This window comes from Novosphingobium terrae (assembly GCF_017163935.1).
Taxonomy (GTDB): Bacteria; Pseudomonadota; Alphaproteobacteria; order Sphingomonadales; family Sphingomonadaceae; genus Novosphingobium; species Novosphingobium terrae.
In genome coordinates, this window is the sequence record NZ_JABVZR010000002.1 from 2668253 (window position 1) to 2689387 (window position 21135).

Genomic DNA, 21135 nt, shown 5'->3' on the forward strand with positions numbered 1-21135 from the left:
AAAGGGCCCGCCTAGTTCGCGGATGTTACCGGATGAAGTCAGCGCGGGGCAGGCGCCGAACCGGTTTCGGGATTGAAGGCGGGATGGCCCGGGCCGAAAGGGTCCCGCGCCGGTTTTGGCGGCGTGGTGGCCGCCTCGCTCCAGGCGCGGGCGAGCAGATCGCGCAGCATGGAGGCTCCGGCGCCGACCCGCTCATGGAGCAGGGCGCGGGCCTCAGCGTCATTCCCATCCTTGAAGGCGCCGCGCTTGTCGAGTTGATAGACCCGTTCCATCCGGTCGCCGGACTGGTTCAGATAGGCCAGGATCAGCTCGAATGTATCGCCGCTCTGATGGGCGAGGGGCGCCATATCGCGGCGGACATCATCGGCGTTCAGCTTCATGGCCTTGACCAAATCCGTTTCGAACCGGGCATGGACTTCAGAGTCCGTGCTATAACCGTGCGGGTTGGGGCCCAGCCAGCCATTGTGGTTCACGGTGATATGCAGGGGTTGGGAGCCGTCACCGATATAGTGGCCAAGGCGCAGTGCATCCTCGGCGCAGATGCGTTCCAGATAGGTCACCTGCGTGGTCAGGCCTTCGGCTCTTGCCTTGCGCAGCAGACGCATATCGGTGACGAGATGGTCATATTGCTCGATGGCGGCATAGGCCAGCACGCCTGCCTCGCGCACATTGATATGAGCCGCTGCCGCTGGATCTGTTCGTGCCAGACGCCGGTTCTCGTCATGCAGGGCAAGCAGGAACTCCCAGCGCGAGCGGGGGACGGTCTTCATGAAGGCGAAGCTTTCCCGAAACCAGCCATGGTTGGGGTCTTCCTCCAGCTTGCCGAAAGGCTCGGACGTCGACCGCCATTCGTCGGGAATGGTCGACATGGTGGCGATAAAATCGGCCTGACCGCGCAGGAAGGTCGGGCCGTCCTCGGGCAGAGCGGCGATGGCGGCGCGGTCGATGGCATCATGCGCCTGATGCCCCCAGGCCAGCGCGGGGGACGCCGACAGCAGGGAAGCGATGGTTACGGACAAGGCAAGACCCAGCGCAACGGTCTGTCTGATGGTCACACGCATGGGGGATTGTCCTTGGGCAGGCGATGGGAACAGGTCGTCCTGCCTTATAGTGTCAATTGTGACGGATTATGTGCAGAGGATGGTTTTGTATGCATCGGCCGGTCTGGCAGAGGCACAAAGCCCTTAGCTGCCCGCCACCATCAGCACGGCCAGCGTCAGCACTTCCATGCCGGTGCGGATGCTGGGCTGCGGATCGGGCGCGAAGAAAGGCGAGTGGTTGACCGGCACTGGCTTGCCCTCGGCCTTGTACCTGGCCAGCACGGCGGGATCGTAACCGCCCACGCTGAAGAAAGTGGTCTGCGCCACACCGGCGGCGGTGTATTCGGAGAAATCCTCGCTGGCGGTCCAGCCCGGTTCGGTGGCGGGCACCAGCGTTACGTGATCCTTGCCCAGCGCCTGCTCCAGCATGCCCGCCGCGCGCGCCGCCAGCGCCGGATCGTTGATCACCGGCGCCGTGCCATGAATGCGCACCACATCGGGCGCCGGAGCATGCGACATCTGCGCTACCGCCCGCGCCGTATCGCCCACGCCATCGACCAGCAGCTTGCGCACGCCCGGCTCATAGGAGCGCAGCGACAGTGCCAGTTGTGCCGTATCCGGGATGATGTTGCCCACCGTGCCCGCATGGAACGAGCCCACCGTCACCACGCCGAATTTCTGCGGGTCTTTCTGGCGGCTGATAACGGTCTGCACATCCTCCACAAAGCGGGCGCCCATCACGATGGGGTCGATGCTCTTGTCCGGCATCGAGCCATGCGCGCCCTGCCCGTGGAACGTGATGACGATGGAATCGCTGGCCGAGGTGGTCGCCCCCTGCTTCACCGTGACCTCGCCCGTAGGTGCCGAACCGATATGGGCGGCAAAGGCAAAATCGGGCTTGGGAAATCTGGTGTAGAGCCCGTCGTCCAGCATGGCTTTCGCACCGGACACGACCTCTTCAGCAGGCTGGCCGACCATCACCAGCGTACCGTGCCATTGCGCCTTCATCGCAACCAGCGCCTTGGCGGTGCCGATCCACCAGGCCATATGGCTGTCATGCCCGCAGGCGTGATCGACGAAGGTGAGCTTGCCATCGACCGTCTGCTGGGCGTGGCTCGCATAGGGCAGGCCGGTTTTTTCCTCCATCGGCAGCGCATCGAGTTCGGTCCGCAGCATCACCACCGGGCCGGGGCCGTTCCTGAACACGCCGACAACGCCGGTCTTGCCGACATGCTCTGTCACTTCGAAGCCCAGTGCCTTCAGCCGTTTGGCCAGCAGAGCGGCGGTGCGGTTCTCCTGAAAGGCGACTTCGGGGTTCTTGTGGATGTCCTGATAGAGTGCCTGAAGGTCGCTCCATTGCGCATCGAAGCTGGCATCGACCTGTTTGCGCAGCGCTGCCGGGTCGGCGGCATGGGCGGCCAGCGGCGCCAGCAGCAGGGCAGAGGTAAGCGCGAAACGAAGAGGACGCATGGCAGTTGTCCGGCAAGAGAAAAGGCAGCAGGCCATGTGCAGGCCCGCCGCCATGGCATCAGGATAAGCAAGGTTTGTCAATCTGTTCCCGGCAAGCTGCGCCAACCTGTCAAGCTGTTTGCCCCCTTTGCCAGAAAGAGGCGGGCCGGACGCCCGCCCCTGGTCATGCACGCCTACTGTGCGGGCGCTTCCAGCACCGGATATTTGATGCCAAGCTGCTCCAGATAGCTGCCGTATTTGCTGGAATCGTAGTAATATTTCTCCATATCCGGGCGATATTCCTTCATCACCTTGGCGTTCAGCCAGATGGCGGGCTTGTCGGCAGGCGTGATGATCGGATCGTAATGATCGCTCTTCTCCTGCACATCGTGGAAATAGGCCTTGGCATCGGAAACCAGCTTGGGGGTGGTCATGATGTCCAGCACGGTCAGCGCCAGCGCCTTGGCCCCCGCTTCGGCACCCTTGTGAGCGATAGGCGTGGCTTCGGCCATGGCGGAAAGCGCATTATGGCCGATCATGTTGGGAATGTTGGCGGGATAACGGATGGTGATGGTCGGCACCGTCCACATGATGTCGCCAATATCATCCGAGCCGCCGCCGATCGAGCGCGGACGGTTTTCCGGTGTGGAAAGCTCGCCCACCTTGTCGGGCAGGGGCTGGACCTTGCGGTGGTTGATGGTCTGCACCGCCTTGGTGAAGGCCTGATCGTCGGCGCTCCATTTGGGCATGCCCACCGCCTTGATGTTGGCATAGGCCGCCTCGGCCAGCGGCTTGTTGCCGAAATCGGGGGCCGCATAGCCTAGCGTCTGCCTGGTGACGGTGGTGCCGGTGGCTTTCGCGGCAGCCTCTGCGATTTCATTGCCGGTGTTGTAGAGGTCGCGGATGGCGGCGAAGTTGCGCTCACGGAAATAGTACCACACGCTGGCCTTGTCGGGCACCACATTGGGCTGGCCGCCGCCATTGGTGATCACATAATGCGAGCGCTGGGTGACGGGCAGATGCTCGCGGCGGAAGTTCCAGGCGGAATCCATGATCTCCACGCCATCCAGCGCGGAATGGCCGTCCCACGGGTCACCGGCGGCATGGGCGGTCTTGCCGTGGAAGGTGTATTCCACCGAGACCATGCCGTTCATGCCGAGATCGCCATAGGCCGTGCCGAAATCGGAACTGACATGGTTGAAGATGCAGACATCGACATCCTTGAACAGGCCTTCACGCACGTAATAGGCCTTGGTGGCGAGCAGTTCCTCGGCCACGCCGGGCCAGATCATCAGGCGGCCGGGGATATGGTTCTTTTCCATCACATTCTTGGCGGAGATGGCGGCCGCAACCACCAGCGGCATGCCGGTGTTATGGCCCTCGCCGTGACCGGGCGCGCCCTCCACGATGGGCTTGAGATAGGGCAGGCCCGGCGTTTGCGAGGTGCCCAGCAGATTGTCGATATCGCTGCCCAGCGCCACAACGGGGCCGCCCTCGCCCCAGGTGGCGGTGAAGGCGGTGGGGATGCCCGCCACGCCGCGCGTCACCTTGAAGCCGTTCTTTTCGAGGATATCGGCGAGATAGGCCGAGGTGTGCACCTCCTGAAAGCCCGGCTCGGCAAAGCTGAAGACGGTGTCGACCATCACCTGGATGTTCTTGCGCTGCGCCTCGACCCCGGCGATCGCCTCGGCCTTTTCCTTCGCCGTGGCGGCCGCTTGAGCAGGCATGGCCTGCGCCACCAGCCCCAGCGACAGGGCCAGGCCCGAAGCCTTCATCACGCTCTTGAAAGACAGTCTTTTCATCATTGTCATACGTCCTTGCGGGGGATCAGAAGTTCAGGCGCGCGGCCAGGCGGAAGGTGCGGCCGTTCACATCGTAAAGGCTGCGGTTGGTCTGGGCATAGGCGGGCACATTGTTGCCGCTGGGCCCGTTGCCCACCAGCACCGGAGCCACATTGGACAGGTTGTTCACCACCAAAGTCACCGATCCCTCATGCCCGGCGGGTTTGATCTTCACGCTGACCGAGGCATCCAGATAGACCGCGCCGGGGATCTGGTTGTTGTTGATGGTGACATAGCGGTTGCGGTCATTGGCGCTGGCATAGGTCGGGCAGGCGGTGGTGCACTGCACATAGTCATTGCCATAGACCCCATCCGAGAAGCCGCGCACCACCAGATTGAAGGTGGTCTTGCCCAGATCGTAGAAGGTGCTGATGCGATAGACCCATTTGGGCTCATTGTAGGTGCCCGACAGCGTGCCGCCATTGACCCCGGCATAATCAACCGGGAAAATGCCATTGTCGACGACATTCTCGATATAATGGGTGGCCTGCGCCTTCATCGAGAAGACACCGGGCAGGATGGTGGAAATGTTGGAGAGCGGCAGGCGATAGCCCGCCTCGATGTCGAAGCCGCGCTCATGCTGGCTGGCGAAATTGTAGGGCTGGATAACGATGCTTGACAGCGTGCCGCCCGAATAGACGATGTTGTTGCAATAGGCTGTCAGCCCCGCATAGCAGAAGTCCACCGTGTTCTGCGAGGTGATCGAGCCGATGGCATCCTTGATGCGGATGTCATAATAATCGAAGCTGAGCGACAGGCCCGGGGCGAAACTGGGCGTCAACACCGCGCCCGCCGTCCAGGTGTTGGCCTTTTCGGGCTTCAGCTTTGGATTGCCGATGGTGTTCTCGACATAGGTCGGCGTGCTGACCCCCAGCGGCGAATTGCTGGGCAGGTTAACGGTGTTGGTGCGCGCCGTGCCCGCCGCGAACAGTTCCTGCAGGTTGGGGGCGCGAATGTCATGGCTGTAGGTGGCGCGGAACTTCACATCGGGCGTCGGCGCCCAGGTGCCGCCCACCTTATAAGTTGTGACATAGCCCGAGGTTGAATAATCGGTGCCGCGCACCGCCGCATCGATGTTGAAGCCCTTGAAGAGCGGCATGCTGAGTTCGGCGAAACCTTCCTTCACATAGTAATGGCCGACATTGGGCAGATAGTTGCCATAGAGCCAGACATTGCTGACGGTGCCGGTGGAGGTGGCCTGCGGCTGAAACTCCTGCGAGACATAGCCGTTGATCCCCTCACGCCGCCATTCGCCGCCGAAGGCCAGGCTGACCGTGCCGCCCGGCAGCTTGAACAGATCACCGTTGAAGCTGACCGAGCCGACATCCTCCTGCACCGTCTCATTGCGATAGGGCTGGTTGCCATAGATATAGGCCAGCGCCGCTGCCGAAGGGCCGGTGGTGCCAAGGCGGTCGATGGGCACGCAGCCATTGTTCGGATTGGTGATGGTGGAGCGGCAGACGACCTGCCCGTTGTAATTCACCGCATCCTGCGCCAGCGCCATCCGCGTGGTGTTCCAGGTGTTGATCAGGCCCTCATGGGCCTTGGTCATGCCATGCTGGAAATAGGCATCCCATGACCAGCTTCCGCTGCCCACGGTGAACTTGCCGCTGCCGCCCACCACCAGTCGGCCCACATCGCGGCTGTTATGGCTGCCCGGTACCGGAAAGCCCGCGTTGGAGGTGCCGATGCTCAGCGAATTGACCCCGGCGGCGGTCATGGCGCTGACCACGGCGGGGTAATTGTTGACGAGATAGGCGTTGTCTTTCTGGATCGTCACGCCGGTGGAGGGCGTCTGCTGGTAATAGCTCTCGCCAATGTAGCGGTTCCACGAGGCCTGCACATAGAGCGAGGTGTCGGGCGTCACATCATAGGCGGTGCGCAGGAAGGTGGAGAGGCGGCTTTCATCGGGGATCAGCGAGTTGGTGCCGACATGGCCCGCCAGCGTCGTCTGATAGTCCCCGCCAACCATATAGGGGGTGGAGGTTGAGTTATAGGTGCCGTAATTCAGCTTGCTGGTCTGGCCATTGCCCAGAAAATAGGTGCCCAGCAGCGGCCCGGAGGTGACGAGACCGCCCGCCGTGTAGGTGCCGGGACCAAAGCCCGATCCCACCAGACGCGAAGGCTGGCCATTGGTGGTGGTGTAGGCCGGATTGACGATCTGGAAATAGCCGGAGTTGTTCCAGGAGCGGTCGATGGTGGCCACGCCCTCCTGTTTGAAGAATTCGGCGCTGGCCAGCACATGGAGCCGGTCATCCAGCAAGGAGAAGCCGCCCGATCCGCCGATCTTGTAATTCGCGCCATCGCCATAGGTGGTGATGCCGCTGTCCGCCGCGATGCGGAAACCCTTGAACTTCTTGTTGAGGATGAAGTTCACCACACCGCCGACAGCGTCAGAACCATAGGCCGCCGAAGCGCCGCCGGTGACGACTTCGACCCGCTCGACCAGATCCTGGGGGAAGGTGTTGATGTCGACGATCCCACCCACAGAGGAAGCCACCGAACGCTGCCCGTCGAGCAGCACCAGCGTGCGCGAAGCACCAAGGCCGCGCAGGTTGACGCTGTTGATCCCCGCAATGCCGTTCGACAGGCTGCCCGAGGAGTTGCCCGAGGTGGAGCCTGTGGTCACCGCCGGCAACTGGTTGACGAAATTGGAGAGATTGGCCGGTGCCTGCGCCTTGATATCGGCGGAGGACAGCACTGCGACCGGCGTCGGTGCGAAGAAGCCATCCTTCACGATGCGCGTGCCGGTGACGATGATATCCGTCTTGGTTTCATCTCCCGCCCCTTGGGCAGGCGCTGCATCGGGCGCGGGTACAGGCGCGGAAAGCTCTGAATTTGCCGGGTTCGGTGCGGTCAGGCGGGTGGACTCGCTGGCCGCAACATGGCCGGCAGAGAGCAATCCGTCGGCGCGGATCGCTTGCGGTTTCGCGGCTTCGATCGAAAAGCCGTCGACAGCAGCATCATCGGCATGAGCGACACCCGCTCCGCCCATCACCAGCGCAAGGGCCGCGCTGTGCCCCAGCCAATGGCGGCGTGCGCGCAGGCGGCGCAGGCTTCCAACATCGAACATCACGGCATCATTGGCCGTATTCATCCCCAAATTTGCCATGCAATCCCCCTATCGACAACAATGTCTGGCCAAGGGCGATCCTCTCCCCGCAAATTTTGAACGCAGATCCTCATCTCCCCGCTCATGGCGAAGATTTTTTCTTTCTATTGTTTGATATTAATCTACCGAAAAAACCTGTGCATGGCATCGGATGGCGACCCGAAGCGCATGAACATTTTCTTTCTTATTTCAATTAATCAACAACATTAATGTAACGCAAAGCGCGTGCAGCATCCAATTAAAATTCCCCATAGTTGGGATGGACGATGGTGGATTTCGCTAAGAAGGCATGCATTCTTCACGCATTCGATCATGCCAGCGGAGAAGCGGTTGCGGTTCTCGGCAATCAAGGAGAAGCGATTCGTCGCATCGCAAAAAGGCGCAAGGCTGAGGTGCCCGGCAATGGCCTGAAGCGACAGGAAATGGGGAAGTGCCGCTCCTTTGCAAGACGCTACCACGGCTTCTTGCCCGAAGGGCAGGAGAGCAGACGCATGATCGACACAGGATCTGTCCATCATCAACACCCCTGTTGATGGAAGCCATCCCGCAGCATGCCCCGCTGCGAGGCCCCCAAAGGACATCACCTTATACCTTGGCTCAATACGCAATTCAGGCAGATATTCGAAACATTGAGATGATGTATTGTATCAATACTTGCCTGTTCGTTTCCGCACTGCCGTTTTGGCTGGCACGCTACGCGCTCGCACGGGATTTGACCTTGATGCGGCAAGGCGCCCGGCGAAGATCATATCCTCACCGGGCTGACTGTTTTATTCACCGTCAAACCAGCCGGTCTCACCACCAATTGGCATGCCGGGGGGAATGGCAGGCGCCGGACGGCCCAGCTTGCCGATCTCCGCGCCCAACGCACGCGGGTCCTTCAGTAACGCAGCAGCAGCAGGGCTCCAGCCATCGTCGCCCGTCACCTTGGCCAGCATGGTGGTGGCCTTATCCAGCCGCTGGCGCAGCACGGCGGCGACATCGATGGGCGTGGCCGGATCGCTTTGCGCACGAGCCAGGCTGACCAGCGTGCGTAGCGCAATGCGCCGCTCGACCGCGCTGCCGGTATGGGCCAGCGTGGCACTGGTCAGCGCATCGAGGACCTCTTCAAGGCCCAACTGGCCGGCATCCCGTGCCTTTTGCTCATAGAGGCGCGTCAGGCGGGCAGGGGCCAGCAGCGTATCAAGCGTCACCTGAGCCGCGACATCGGTGGCCACCAGCGGATCGAAGACGGCGGACCCGGCATTGTCGAACACTTCGGTGTCGAACTGCGCATCGGCCCGCCCGTTGACGCCGGAGGACAAAGCATTCACCAGCGGCGTTGGCACGGTCAGCGCCTCGGGCGTCAGCGTGGCCAGCAGAGCATTCAGCGCCGCGCGCTGGTCCTTGGCCTCCACAGGCTTGGGTGTGGGGCGGCCATCCCCAGCCACGCCATAGGCGTAATCCATGCCGCCCACCCATTTTCCGGTGGCGATCACCTCATAGCGGTGGAACAGCCAGACCGGCACGAATTTGCGCCTCAGGTTGGACAATGCCTCACCCGGCCGCAGATTGCCCGGGCCGAAATGGCTGATCGCCACGCGACGCACCGCCATGATGTGGGCCAGTTCCTCCGGCTTGTCGACGCCATTGTCCCACATGCTGGTCCAGGGGTTGGGCTGATTGTCCTCACGCCCGTCGATATCGGTCAGATAACGCGTGCCCCTGGCCATCTCGGCATCGGCCAGTTTCTTTGCCGCCAGATCGGGATCGGTGCCCGGCCTGGGCTGGCCATAGAGCCAGGCCACGGTGAACTTGTCCCAGCTGCCGATGCCGCTGGCATAAGCGTCGGACAGATCGAGCTGGCCATCCTTCAGCCCCACCTTGGGGCCCGGATAATCCATCACCGAGGTGCGCCCCTGCGTGCTGCCCGCAAAATTGTGAACAAAGCCGATGGCATGGCCCACCTCATGCGCGCCAAGCTGGCTCAGGCGGGTTAGAGAGACCCGCACGGGATCGTTCGGGCCACCGGTGTTGTCGGGCGCGGTGCCGACAAGGCCCTCGAAAATCTGCATATCCTGCCGCACGCGCAGCGCGCCCAGCACCACATTGCCCTTGATGATCTCACCCGTGCGCGGATCGATGATGCCGCCACCATAGGACCAGCTGCGCGTCAGCCGGTCATCCCAATGGACCACGCTATAGCGCGCATCCTGAGGGTCGATATCGGGCGGCAGCAGCTTGACCTGAAAGGCATCGATATAGCCTGCCGCATCGAAGGCATCGTTCCACCAGGCCACACCCTTGGCCAAAGCGCTGTGCAAGGGTTCGGGCGCGGCGGTGTCGATGTAGAAGATGATCGGCTTTTTCACCCGCGAACGGGCGGCATTGGGATCGACCTTATCCAGCCGGAAGTGATTGGCGAATTGCAGTGCCACATCCTGCCCCAGCGGCGTGCCATAATCATAGGCCAGCGTGGCATGCGATCCCGAGCGGATATCGAACTGCCGCACCTGAAAGCCCGGCCCCGGCAGGCGGATCAGCGAGTGGTGGACGGTAAAGCTGATCTGGCGCGGTTCAGCCCCGATCAGCCCCACCTCCTTGCCCGGCGTGTCGGAGGCATAGGTCTGCACCGCCTCCATCTCGATGTTGTCGGGGAAGACTTTCACCGAGGCCGGGTCGGCAGCGCTTAAGGCGTCCACCAGATGAAAGCCCTTACCCTCATGGTTGAGCGTGGCCGCCAGATTCATCGTGTCACGCGTAAGGAAGGGGGCAATGTCCACGGTTGTGCCCTGCGCATCACTGCCCACGATATCGAGCATTGCCACCGTGCTGACGGGGAAACTGTCCACCGCGCCCCTGGCCACGGCTGTCTCACCACTGGCCCGGAAGCGCGGGTTTTCAAAAGCGATTGCCACCTTACGCCCGTAACGGCGGAAGGAGAGGACCTGCGTCGGCCCCAGCATGCCGCGATCAATGCGGATCGGCGCCGAGCCCAACCCGGTCGTCATCGCGGTGGAATAAAGGAAGCGTCCCATCACGCCTTGTGCATCGGCGGGCGGCAGGGTGATCAGCACGCGGCCTTGCTGCGCATCGACCTTCACCGGCAGCAGATCGCCATCGCGGGTGGAGGAAACCGGGACCGGCTCGGCATGAAGCGGGGCGGTTATGGCGATCAGGGCGGAAGCGCTGAGCGCGCGTGAGAGGAAACGGCCAATCAAACGCATGATGATCCCCCGAGGCAGAGCCCGCCACCCGGTCGGCGGGCAAGACTGTCGTGGAGAAGACTATCACAGGATGGGCGCAGGATGTGATGAAAGGCGTTGCAATTCAGAGCGCTTGTCGATGAAATTCGCTGCCGGGGCCGCCTCTTGCGCCGCTTCGCATCATGAGGTGAGGGCGGCCTGCGCCGCCCTCACCGGCGTTACAGCTTGTAGCGCGCGCCGAAGATGATGCTGCGCCCGGTATGCTGATACTCATAGGCGCGCTGTGTGGCGGCATCGGTCCAGTGATCGATATAGCGGTCGAGCAGATTGGTGGCGTCCACCGAGATTTCCATCCGCTTGTTGATCGAATAGCGCAGCGCCGCATCCAGGCTGGCATAAGCGCCATAGCCTTCGAAGATGTTGCCCGTACCGCTGTTCTGATCATTGTAGGGCCCGCGATAGGAATAGCTGACGCGGCCTTCGAAGGGACCCTTCTCGTAATAGAGCGTGGCGTTCCACGTCGTCTTCGACAGGCCGAAGAAGGTCGAGGTCACGGTGGAGGCGGGCAGGGTGATCGTGCCATTGGCGTTGACGCTCGTGCCCGGGCCGCTGACATTGTAGGTGGCGTTGGAATTGGTGAAGGTGGCATTGGCGATCACGCCCAGATTCTTCAGCGGCCCCGGCAGGAAGCGCAAGGGCGTCTGCAACCCCAGTTCCACGCCGTTCAGCTTGGCGCCGGCGCCATTGCCGATCGAGGTGATGGTCCACACCCGCCCTTCCGGATTTTGCGCGGCGGGCGATCCATTGGCCAACAGCGAGATGGGCAGGCCCGTCGAGGCGAAGGTGCCCTGCGTCACCGTGGCGGTCGGGAAGCTGGACACATCCTTGTGGAAGAAGGCCACGGAAAGCAGCGATTGCGGCGCGAAATACCACTCCACCGCCGCGTCATAATTGACCGCGCGATAGGGATCGAGGTTGGGATTGCCATAGCTGACGCCATAGTTGAAGGAATCCACCGAGCCGCCCGGCGTCAGATTGCCCAGTGAGGGGCGCGTCATCACCTTGGCCACGGCCAGCCGCAGGATGATGTCCTTGCGCGGGAAGAAGTTGAGGTTCGCCGAGGGCAGCCAGTCGTCATAGCCGCGATGCACTGTCACCTGCGTGGTGCCGTTCTGCAGGCCGGTCGAGCTTTGCGCGGTATGGGCATAGCGGACGCCGCCGTTCAGCGTGATGTCCATGCCCACGGCATGGGTCTTCCAGTCGCCTTGCAGGTAGAAGCCGCTGTCCGCCTCCCGCACGGAGCGGATGTTCGAGCTGTCAGGCAGCAGGGTGCGGTTGTAGAGGTTGGTATAGGCGGTGGTGGCAGGCAGATTGGCGACGATGAAGGTGCTGGTTGTGCCCGCCGGTTGCCCCGCATTGCCCAGATTGACCGTATCGACCATGCTGGAATTGATCGGGAAGCCATTGTTGGTCACAGAATTGGATGAGCAGGTGATGGTGCCCAGCACCAGATCCTTGCCCGGCGTGGAGGGGCAGACCAGCGTGCTGCGCGTGCCGCCCCAGGTGTTGAAACCGAACTCGCGGTAAAATCCGCCCAGTTTCAAGGTCAGACTCTCGGTGGTCTTCCATTCGAAATCGGTCTTGAAGGTGCGGAAGGTGTTGTTGGTATCGGAGGGCGTGTCGCGGATTTCGGCCAGCTGGAAATTGGCCGGATCGGTGACCGAGGTGCCGAAGCTGAGCACCGGCGATTTCATATTGCTGTAATTGTAGGAATAGCCCTGCGCCGTGCGGTCATCCAGCATGATCGAGGTGGCCATCGGGATCGCCAGCACCGATTTGGAGGCGCCGGTCAGAATATCGACCTTCAAGCGGTCGGTCAGATCATGCGTCAGATGGGCATTGATCTGATAGAAGGTGGAGTTCTGGATCTGGTGGTAATGTTCGTCGCGCTGATAGGCATTGTTGAAGGTGCCCGAAACCATATTGCCATTGCTGTCATATGTCGGGTTGACGACATCGATGCCCTTTTCATTCGAGCGGAACAGCACCTCGGCCCATTCCTCGGTGCGGTCCTCGTGGAAACGCGAGAACAGGCCGTCGATCTCCAGATGGGTGGCGTCATCGGGCTGCCATTCGATGGCGCCGGTGATGCCCAGCCGCTGGCGATCATGGGTGATGATGCCATAGCGCGGAAAGCGCGGATGGAAGGACAGCGAGGCCTGATCGCAGGCCGTGGAATGGAGATAGGTGCTGCCCGCGAAGCAGGGGGTGGTCACCCCGCCGGTGGTCACCGAATTGAAGGGCGCCTGAGCCCAGCGCCCGGTGTTGTTGCCCAATTCCTGCGTGATCCCCTGCGAATAGGCGGCCGAGGCATTGATGCCCAGCGTGCCGTCATCATTCTTCCAGTTGAGCAGCCCGGCCAGACGCGGCCCCACATTGCCCGACAGCGTGTTCCACGAGCCCGAGGCAGAAACCAGCCCGGTCAGCCCCGATTTGGCGCCCAGCGGATGGCCGGTGTTGAGATCGACCACCGCGCCCAGCGAGCCTTCGTCCAGATTGGCCTCGGCGGTCTTGTGGACCACCAGCGACTTGAAGAGTTCGGAGGCGAAAACGTTGAAGTCGAAGGAGCGATCACGGTTGGCCGAGTCATTGGCGCTGCTGGTGGCCTGAGCGGGCAGGCCGTTGAGGCGCGTCACGGTGAACTGGCTGCCAAGGCCGCGCACGGTGATCTCGCGGCCTTCACCGCCGTCGCGGGTGATGGCGACGCCCGAGATACGCTGCAGGGATTCGGCCAGATTCTGATCGGGGAATTTGGCGATGTCTTCCGAAACGATGGCATCGACCGCGCTGGCCGAAGCCTTCTTGAGGTTGAGCGCCGCCTGCAGCGACTGGCGAAAGCCGGTGACCACAATAGCCGCCGGTTCCGCATCTGCTGGCGCGGTGGCAGGAGGTGGGCTGGCCTGATCGGCAGGTGCGCTCTGGCCCTGCGCCATGGTTGGTGCGCCCATGGCCGACGCCAGGGCGGTGCCTGCAATCAGCGCAAGGCGGATGGCATGAGATCCTGATGTTCCGTGTCGCATTCCCATTTCCCTCAAGTCCCTTGACCCACCAGCTTGCCCCTGATGTTGGGCGCGGCCCTGATGGAGGAAATGGCACCGGTGTCATTTTTAGGCAGACGCGCAGGCGCGCACCATGCCACGTAATGACAAGGCTTTTTGCAAATGCATCCATTCCCTCCCGCAATCCGCGGGCTTATCGTCTTTCTTCCGGCATCGATGAAATCAGGTAGCGCTACCATTCATGGAAACCGGTGTCATAGGATTTGCATAGGGACAGGCGGCCTGTCAAGAACCGTAAGACACATGTTGCGGAAACCACGATGTCTGCATGTCAAGGCATGCGGCGGGCAGGATTTGATGCGGGATCGGGATCGATCCATCCCGTCTTGGACGTGGTGCGAGCGGATCGCCGGGCTTACCCCTTCTGATCGGTGGAACGGCGGTTAGGGCAGAAGCGCAAGAGCCCCAAAGGAGAGCACATGCAGTTTTCAAGACGATCCGCACTGGCCGCAGCAGGCGGCCTCGCCGTGAGCAGCATGATGACCAAAGGCCCGGCAATGGCAGCTGAAACGAGTGCTGAAACCGCCACTCCGCTCAAGAGCCTCGACCCCGCTTTTGCCCGCTGCGTCGATGCCCATGCTGTGCCAAAGCGTTTGGCCACCGGCTTCACATGGGCCGAAGGGCCGGTCTGGCTGCCCGGCAGCCGCGCACTGGTCTTCAGCGATATCCGAAGCAACCGCATGATGCGCTGGGACGAAGCCACGGGCGCCGTGTCCGAATTTCGCAAGCCCGCCAACAATGCCAATGGCAACACCATCGATCGACAGGGGCGGTTGGTCACCTGCCAGCATCTCACCGCCAGCATCACCCGCACAGAACATGACGGATCGATCACCACGCTGGCCAGCACATTCGAGGGCAAGCGCTTCAACAGCCCCAATGACATCGTCTGCACATCGGACGGTGCGATCTGGTTTACCGATCCAGCCTTCGGTCCCAATCCTGTCGAGGGGATGCAGGCCCCGATGACCACCGGGCGCATCTACCGCATCGATCCCCATTCGGGCGCGGTGACCATGGCCATGGGCGATATGCCCGGGCCCAACGGTCTGGTCTTTTCACCGGATGAGGCCGCGCTTTATGTGGTCGAGGCGCGGGCCGTCCCGCATCGCCTGCTGGTGCGTTATGATGTGGTGGATGGCGGCAAGCGGCTCGCCAATCGACGGGTCATCTTCGATTGCGGCGCGGGGCTGGCGGATGGATTTCGCGTCGATACGCAGGGCAATCTCTGGTGTGGTTGGGGTGGAGGCCCGGGGCTCGATGGGGTCGCGGTGATTTCCCCGGCGCGCGGGGTGATGATTGGCCATATCGCCTTGCCGGAGCGCTGCGCCAATCTGGCCTTTGGCGGAGAGGATCGCCGCCTGCTGCTGATGGCGGCCAGCACCTCGCTTTATGCGATGCGGGTGAAGGCGCAGGGCGTGGCCGGGCGTTAAAGCCCCGCCTGCTTACCCGAACTGAGGCATCGCCACGGCCGGAGCGATCGTTTCGGCAGGTTGCGCCCGTCCGAACAGATAGCCCTGACCTTGCGCGCAACCCTCCGCCTGAAGAATGTCGCGCGTGCGTTCGGTCTCGACGCCTTCTGCCGTCACCGTGATGCCCAGATTGCGGCCAAGCGTGACCACCGCCCGGATCACGGCAAAGGAATTGTCGTTCTCCTCCATGTCGGTGACGAAGGATTTGTCGATCTTGATCTTGGTGAAGGGATAGGCAAGCAGATAGCGCAGCGAGGAATAGCCCGTGCCGAAATCATCCATCGACAGCCCCACGCCCATGGCGCGCAGGCTACGGATGGTGGAGGCGGTCTGCTCACCCTTCTCCATCAGCACGGCTTCGGTGATCTCCAGTTCCAGCCGCTGCGGCGGCAGGCCCGACGTTGCCAGCGCCTGCACCACCGTGTTGAGCAACTGCCCCGAGCGGAACTGCAACGGCGAGACATTGACCGAGATGGTGATATGCGCCGGCCAGTCCAGCGCGGCGCGGCAGGCGGTGCGCAGTACATGCTGGCCGATGGTGTCGATCAGCCCCATCTCCTCGGCGATGGGCACGAAGCGGTCGGGCGGCATCGGGCCCAGCACCGGATGCGTCCAGCGCAGCAGGGCCTCGTAGCCCTCGATCTCGCCTGAGCCCAGATTGATCAGAGGCTGGTAATGCACATCGAGATCACCGCGCTGCACGGCTTCGCGCAGGTCGTTTTCCAGCCGGGTCTTTTCCTGGGCGGCATGGTCCATCGCGGGCTCGAAATGGCGCACCGTGCCCCGCTTGTAGGTCTTGGCGGCATAGAGCGCCAGATCGGCATAGCGTGAAAGCGTTCCCTCATCCTCGGCATGATGTGGGCAGGTGGCGACGCCCACCGTGGCGCCGATATGCAGCGTGTTGTCGCCCGCGTAAAAGGGGCGGGCCATCACCGCCGTGATCGCCCTGATCACCACATCGATCTGCTCAAGGCTGGAATTGCGGAAGATCACCGCGAATTCGTCGCCACCGATGCGGCACAATTGTGCGCGGGCCGGGATCAGCTCGCGCATCCGCGCCGCAGCATTGGCCAGCAGCGTATCGCCCATCAGATGGCCATATGTGTCGTTGACCTGCTTGAAATGATCGAGATCGACCAGCGCTACGGTCACCGTCTCATAAGGGCGGCGGTTGGCCAGAGCCTCGCCCAGCAATTCGCGGTAATGAGCGCGGTTGGAGAGGCCCGTCAGCTCGTCATGGCGGGCCATATGGGTCATGCGTGCTTCCACGCGGCGGCGTTCCGTCACGTCGAAGAGCGAGACGATGGTCACCTTCTCGCCGTTGAGGCAGGTCTGGCGGGTGAAGAGCACGGTTTCGAGCGGCTCGCCCGTCGCGCTGCGCTGGCGCCAGAACTGTTCGCGCTGCGAGCAGGTGGTCTTCAGCAGTTCGCGCGCCGCGGGCCAGTCCTCCTCGGAGAAGAGGCGCCTTGCGGGCAGGCCTGCCAGCGCCGAAGCGTGGTAGCCGAAATGTTCGGCGGCAGCGTCATTGGCGCTGTGGACCGTCTCGGTGGCCGGGTCATAGACCAGCAGGGGCACCGGATTGCCTTCGAAGAGCAAGCGGAACGCTTCCTCGCGCTGCTTCATCTCGGTGATGTCGACGCGCAGGCCGATGGTGCCGCCATCCGAGGTCTTGCGCTCCTCGATCAGAATGACCCGACCGTCCGACAGGCGCTGTTCATGGCGTTCGCCGGGGTTTTCCAGCAGGGCGATGCGCTCTTCCAGCCAGGCGTCCTCGCGGCCTTGCGCTTCGGGATAGTCGCCGCGCGCGATGCCGATGCGCAGCGTTTCGGCCAGACGGATGCCGGGCTGGAACAGATCCGCCGATTTCGCGTAAATCTCCGCGTATTTCTGGTTCCAGAGAAGGTAGCGGCCCTGATTGTCGAGATAGACAATGCCTTCGGGCAGGGCATCCATGACCTCTCGCAGTCGGCGATCAACCTCCATGGACATCATGGCATCGATGTCGGGCGAGATAGAAGAGGCGACTGCGACCTGAGGCAAGGAATGCGACACGAATTGGCTCTCTATTAAGGAGATACCCGGTTATACAGGGAATGTTAATTTTAGGTGCATTGCAGCAAGCCTTTGCATCGTGTCGCGGCGTGGCAAAGCGTTGAGAAAACAGGGCGCCGGATCGCGTCCTCGTGGTAAATTTGTGCCGAAACCCTCGCCCGATGATGTCCGCCTGCTTCCCTGGTCGAAAAGCAGGCGGGCATTGTGCTTCATCAATAGGTGAAGGTGAGCGATCCCATGATCGTGCGCGGTGCGGCATAATAGGCCTGACCGCCCGACAGGCTGTTGAGATATTTGGCATTGCCGACATTGCGCAGATTGAGCGACGCCCGCAGATGATCGACCACCTGCGCGCTGGCCATCAGATCCACCACGGCATAGCCGTTCTGGCGGATGACGCCATCATTGCCTTCGGCATCCTGCACGCCGGTATCGACGTAATAGGTGCCGTTCTGCCAGCGGACATTGGCGCCCAGCTTAAGATCATGCAGCTTGGGAATGGCATAGGTGGTGGAAAGCTTGAAGGTGTGGTTGGGGATATAGGTGAAGGCTCTGCTGCCATCGGGTGAGCGCAGTGAAAAGCCGGTGTAACCGCCGCTTAGCGTCCAGTTGTTGGTGACCTTGCCCGCCACTTCCAACTCGATGCCCTGCGAGGTGGCGGTCACCCCATCGTAATAGGAGCCGCCTTCCTGCCCCGCCCCGCCGGGCCCGAAGGTGCCGGCATATTCGGCGATGTTGTTCTGCCGGGCGCGGAACCAGGCCGCGCTGGCATAGAGCTTCCCGCCAAACCACTGGCTCTTGGCGCCAGCCTCGATGCTGTTGCCGGTGGCCGGATCGAGGCGGCGGTTGTCGATGCCCACCTGGCTCTGCGGGTTGAAGATGCTGGTGTAGCTGCCGTAGAGCTTGATGTTGCGCGTGATGTCATACAGCGCGCCGACATAGGGCGTCACCTTGCTGTTCTTGCGGCTCTGATCCACGTCATAGCTGCTGCCGGTGCTCTTGAGCCAGGTGGCGGAAAAGCCGCTGATCACTTTCAGGCGATCCGCCAGATTCCAGCGCACCGAGCCATAGACGCGGGTGATCGTATCCACGATATCGGCGGCCAGATAGGGATCGCTATAATTGGGCTGGGGCACGATGGTCTGGCCCAGCTCATAGATCGAGGGGTAGTCGATCGTGGCGTCCGATTCTCCGGCCCATTCCTTGGTATGGGTGCGGCCCGTGGAAACGCCGAAGGCCACGTCGTGCCTGCGCCCCAGCAGTTCCACCGGGCCAGAGGCATAGCCATCGAAGATATTTTGCTGATAGTCGGCGGGATAGATGCCCGAGAAGCCGGTCAGTCCCAGCCCGGTTGTCTGATCGGCGTAAGGATAGGCGTAAAGTAGCTTGGCCTGATATTGCGTGCGGTTCCAAGTGTAGACGCCCTTCAGCTTCCAGTCGTGCCCCAGATCATAGCTCAATTCGCCAAAGGCGCTCTGGTTGCGCGTGTTCCAATAGGTCCACGGCGCCGAGGTGCTGGCGGAACGCGGATAGGACGTGATCTGCTGACCATTCGAGAAGCTGAGCGGCAGCGAGCCCCACAGTACGCCGTTGGAATTGTTCTGCTGGCGGCTGTAGCCCACCGTGGCCTTCAGCTTCGAGGAGACATCCCAATCGACAATCCCGCCCAGCACGGTGCGGTTGACGCTGTAGTAATCGAGATAGGAATCGCTTTCCTCATGCGCGCCGATCAGCCGGCCACGCACGCTGCCGTCTCTGGTGAGCGGGCCGGAGATATCGCCCTCGATCCGCTGCTCGCCATAAGAGCCCAGCGATGCGGTGACCGAAGCCTGAAAGGTCTGCGTCGGGCGCTTGCGCACATAGTTCACCGTGGCCGAGGGATTGCCCACGCCCGTCATCATGCCATTGGCGCCGCGCACCACATCGACCCGGTCCCACAAAGCGGTGTCGAGCGCGCCATAGACCAGCGTGCTGTCCAGCATGGGCAGGCCGATGCCATCGACCTGAAAGTTCGTGATGCCGAAGCCACGCGAGTCATATTGCGTACGGTCGGTCTCGATCCGCTCGACATTCACGCCGGGCACGGTGTCGAGCAGGTCGTTGACATTGGTGAGCGCGAAATCCCTGATCTTCTGCTGGTCGATCACGGTCACGGCCTGAGGTGTGTCGATCACGCTCAGCGGAAGACCCGTTGCGGAGGCAGTCTGCTGCGCTGCGGCTGTGCCGGTGACGACAATCTCGGAATTGCCGCCGGGGGCTGTCTCTGCCGCAAGGGCAGGGGCTGACAGCGCGCAGATGGCGGTGCCGATCGCAAGGGCGACCATGTGAGATTTCATCCGGGAACTCCTATAAGCGCAAAATGATGACGCCCCCTCTGTTGCGCGCGTTAGCGATGAGTGCTGTTGCAAGTCAATATCAATATTTGATTATGCCATTGATCTTGTTGCGCATGGCGCGGCCATAGGACTGGACCGTGGCTTCGTCGGGCCTCCATCCCCCGCTGAAGGAATAGGCCCGCGCTGCGGTCGGTTGGCCTCAGGCGAACATGGCTTTTTCAGCGTGAATGGCTGCGATCAGCTGGTCTAGCTCGGCGGCGGTGTTGAACAGGGCAGGGGTAACACGCAGCCCCGGCCCGGCAGCAAGCCCGGCCTTGGCCACCACCAGCACGCCATGCTTCTGCACAAACCGCGCCTGAGCCTGTTTCGCCTGCTCGATGGTCTTCATGCCGGGCAGGCGGAAGGCGCTGATCGCGCCGTAATTGCCCGGCTCATCGGGCAGCATCAGCGAGAGGCCGGGAACATCGCGCACGCCATCCGCCCAACGGTTGCGCAGATGCTTCAGGAAGCCATATTTCCGCTCGATGCCGATCTGGTCCAACACATCGATGGCAGCAGGAATGGTCAGCCGTGCGGCGAAATCGACGGTGCCGGAGGGGATGCGGGCGCGGATATCATCCTCGGCATAGATGCGGTTGCCCAGCCAGCGGCCAATGTCGGCCTGCCGCTCCTTGCGGATATAGATGCCGCCCACGCCCAGCGGCGCGCCGATCCATTTATGCAGCGAAAAGCCGATGAAATCCGCGCCGATCGCCGTCACATCGAAAGGCATCAGGCCCACCGCCTGCGCGGAATCGAGGATCACGTCCACCCCGCGCGCCTTGGCCATGGCCACGATCTTGGCCACCGGCGGGATCAGCCCGTTGCGGTTGGACACATGGGTGACCAGCAGCAGCTTGGCGCGGGGCGTGTCTTTCAGCACTTTCTCATAGGCGGCCAGAATGTTGGCGCGCGTATGCGGCTCGGGGATCGAGAAACGGACCACCTTGGCGCCCCTGCTTTCACCGAGGTAATCCATGGCATATTGCATTTCGTCATAATCGACATCCGCATAGATCACCGCGTCGCCCGGCTTGATCGGGCGATAATTGGCGATCAGCGCATAAAGCGCCTCGGTGCCACCACCGGCCAGCGCGATCTCATCGGGTTTGGCGCCGATCAGCTTTGCCACGGCATCGCGAGACTTGCCCAGTTCGATATCACGGGAGGCGCCCGGCACCATATCGCGCAGAAAGGTGGAGTTGTAGCGGTTCACCCAGGCGATTTTCTCGCGATAGGCGGCCTCCACCGGATGGGTCATGGCGCCGTAATAGGCGGCATCGAAATTCACAATGCGGCGGTCGACGGTGTAGAGCGCGTCCATCTCGCGCTCCATCGCTGCCCAATCGGTGGAGGTGGTTTCCGCCGCGCCCGGCTGGCTCAGGGCGGGCCTGCTGATTGCGGCCATGCCGATGGCACCTGTCTGCATCAGAAATTCGCGTCGATTGGTCATGATGATCCTGCCACAAGCTTGGAAGGCTTGTGGCAGG

Annotated in this window: 11 protein-coding genes; 2 read left to right on the plus strand and 9 right to left on the minus strand. The window is 62.3% G+C overall.

What is annotated here, in order from left to right; translation table 11 throughout:
* Positions 1 to 38 precede the first annotated feature (38 nt).
* The 4 genes from HGK27_RS29485 to HGK27_RS29500 form a co-directional block, all read right to left on the minus strand.
* Positions 39 to 1061 carry a phospholipase C/P1 nuclease family protein gene (locus HGK27_RS29485; RefSeq protein WP_206244338.1) on the minus strand — a complete coding sequence of 341 codons (1023 nt, stop codon included), beginning with the start codon at positions 1059 to 1061 and terminating at the stop codon, positions 39 to 41.
* A gap of 123 nt (positions 1062 to 1184) precedes the next feature.
* A complete protein-coding gene (locus HGK27_RS29490) occupies positions 1185 to 2510 on the minus strand; it encodes an amidohydrolase (RefSeq protein ID WP_206244339.1) in 1326 nt (441 codons plus the stop codon).
* A 173-nt stretch (positions 2511 to 2683) separates the two neighbouring features.
* On the minus strand, positions 2684 to 4216 hold the full coding sequence (locus HGK27_RS29495) for an amidohydrolase (RefSeq protein ID WP_241127891.1): 1533 nt from the start codon (positions 4214 to 4216) through the stop codon (positions 2684 to 2686).
* A gap of 100 nt (positions 4217 to 4316) precedes the next feature.
* Positions 4317 to 7442, minus strand: coding sequence for a TonB-dependent receptor plug domain-containing protein (locus HGK27_RS29500; RefSeq protein WP_241127603.1), 3126 nt, complete (start codon positions 7440 to 7442; stop codon positions 4317 to 4319).
* A 266-nt stretch (positions 7443 to 7708) separates the two neighbouring features.
* Between HGK27_RS29500 and HGK27_RS29505 the strand changes: the two genes are divergently transcribed.
* Positions 7709 to 7975, plus strand: coding sequence for a hypothetical protein (locus HGK27_RS29505; RefSeq protein WP_206244341.1), 267 nt, complete (start codon positions 7709 to 7711; stop codon positions 7973 to 7975).
* Positions 7976 to 8212: 237 nt separating this feature from the next.
* On the opposite strand, the gene HGK27_RS29510 is transcribed toward HGK27_RS29505, so the two are convergent.
* Positions 8213 to 10648: a zinc-dependent metalloprotease gene (locus HGK27_RS29510; protein ID WP_206244342.1), complete on the minus strand. Its 2436-nt coding sequence runs from the start codon at positions 10646 to 10648 to the stop codon at positions 8213 to 8215.
* Between the two features lie 197 nt (positions 10649 to 10845).
* Complete coding sequence (locus HGK27_RS29515; protein ID WP_206244343.1) at positions 10846 to 13707, minus strand: TonB-dependent receptor; 2862 nt, start codon at positions 13705 to 13707, stop codon at positions 10846 to 10848.
* A 458-nt stretch (positions 13708 to 14165) separates the two neighbouring features.
* Here HGK27_RS29515 and HGK27_RS29520 point away from each other — a divergent pair, with 458 nt between their 5' ends.
* Positions 14166 to 15179, plus strand: a complete 1014-nt coding sequence (locus tag HGK27_RS29520) for an SMP-30/gluconolactonase/LRE family protein (RefSeq protein ID WP_206244344.1) — start codon at positions 14166 to 14168, stop codon at positions 15177 to 15179.
* Positions 15180 to 15191: 12 nt separating this feature from the next.
* Here the strand turns inward: HGK27_RS29520 and HGK27_RS29525 are convergent, their stop codons facing one another.
* From HGK27_RS29525 to HGK27_RS29535, 3 genes are all read right to left on the minus strand, one after another.
* Positions 15192 to 17270 (minus strand): putative bifunctional diguanylate cyclase/phosphodiesterase, encoded by a 2079-nt coding sequence (locus HGK27_RS29525; protein WP_241127607.1) that lies wholly within the window; start codon positions 17268 to 17270, stop codon positions 15192 to 15194.
* Between the two features lie 212 nt (positions 17271 to 17482).
* Complete coding sequence (locus HGK27_RS29530; protein ID WP_206244345.1) at positions 17483 to 19606, minus strand: TonB-dependent siderophore receptor; 2124 nt, start codon at positions 19604 to 19606, stop codon at positions 17483 to 17485.
* 199 nt (positions 19607 to 19805) lie between these two features.
* The gene (locus tag HGK27_RS29535) at positions 19806 to 21098 is read right to left on the minus strand and encodes an aminotransferase class V-fold PLP-dependent enzyme (protein ID WP_206244346.1); all 1293 of its coding nucleotides are present in this window, start codon (positions 21096 to 21098) and stop codon (positions 19806 to 19808) included.
* Positions 21099 to 21135: the final 37 nt, after the last annotated feature.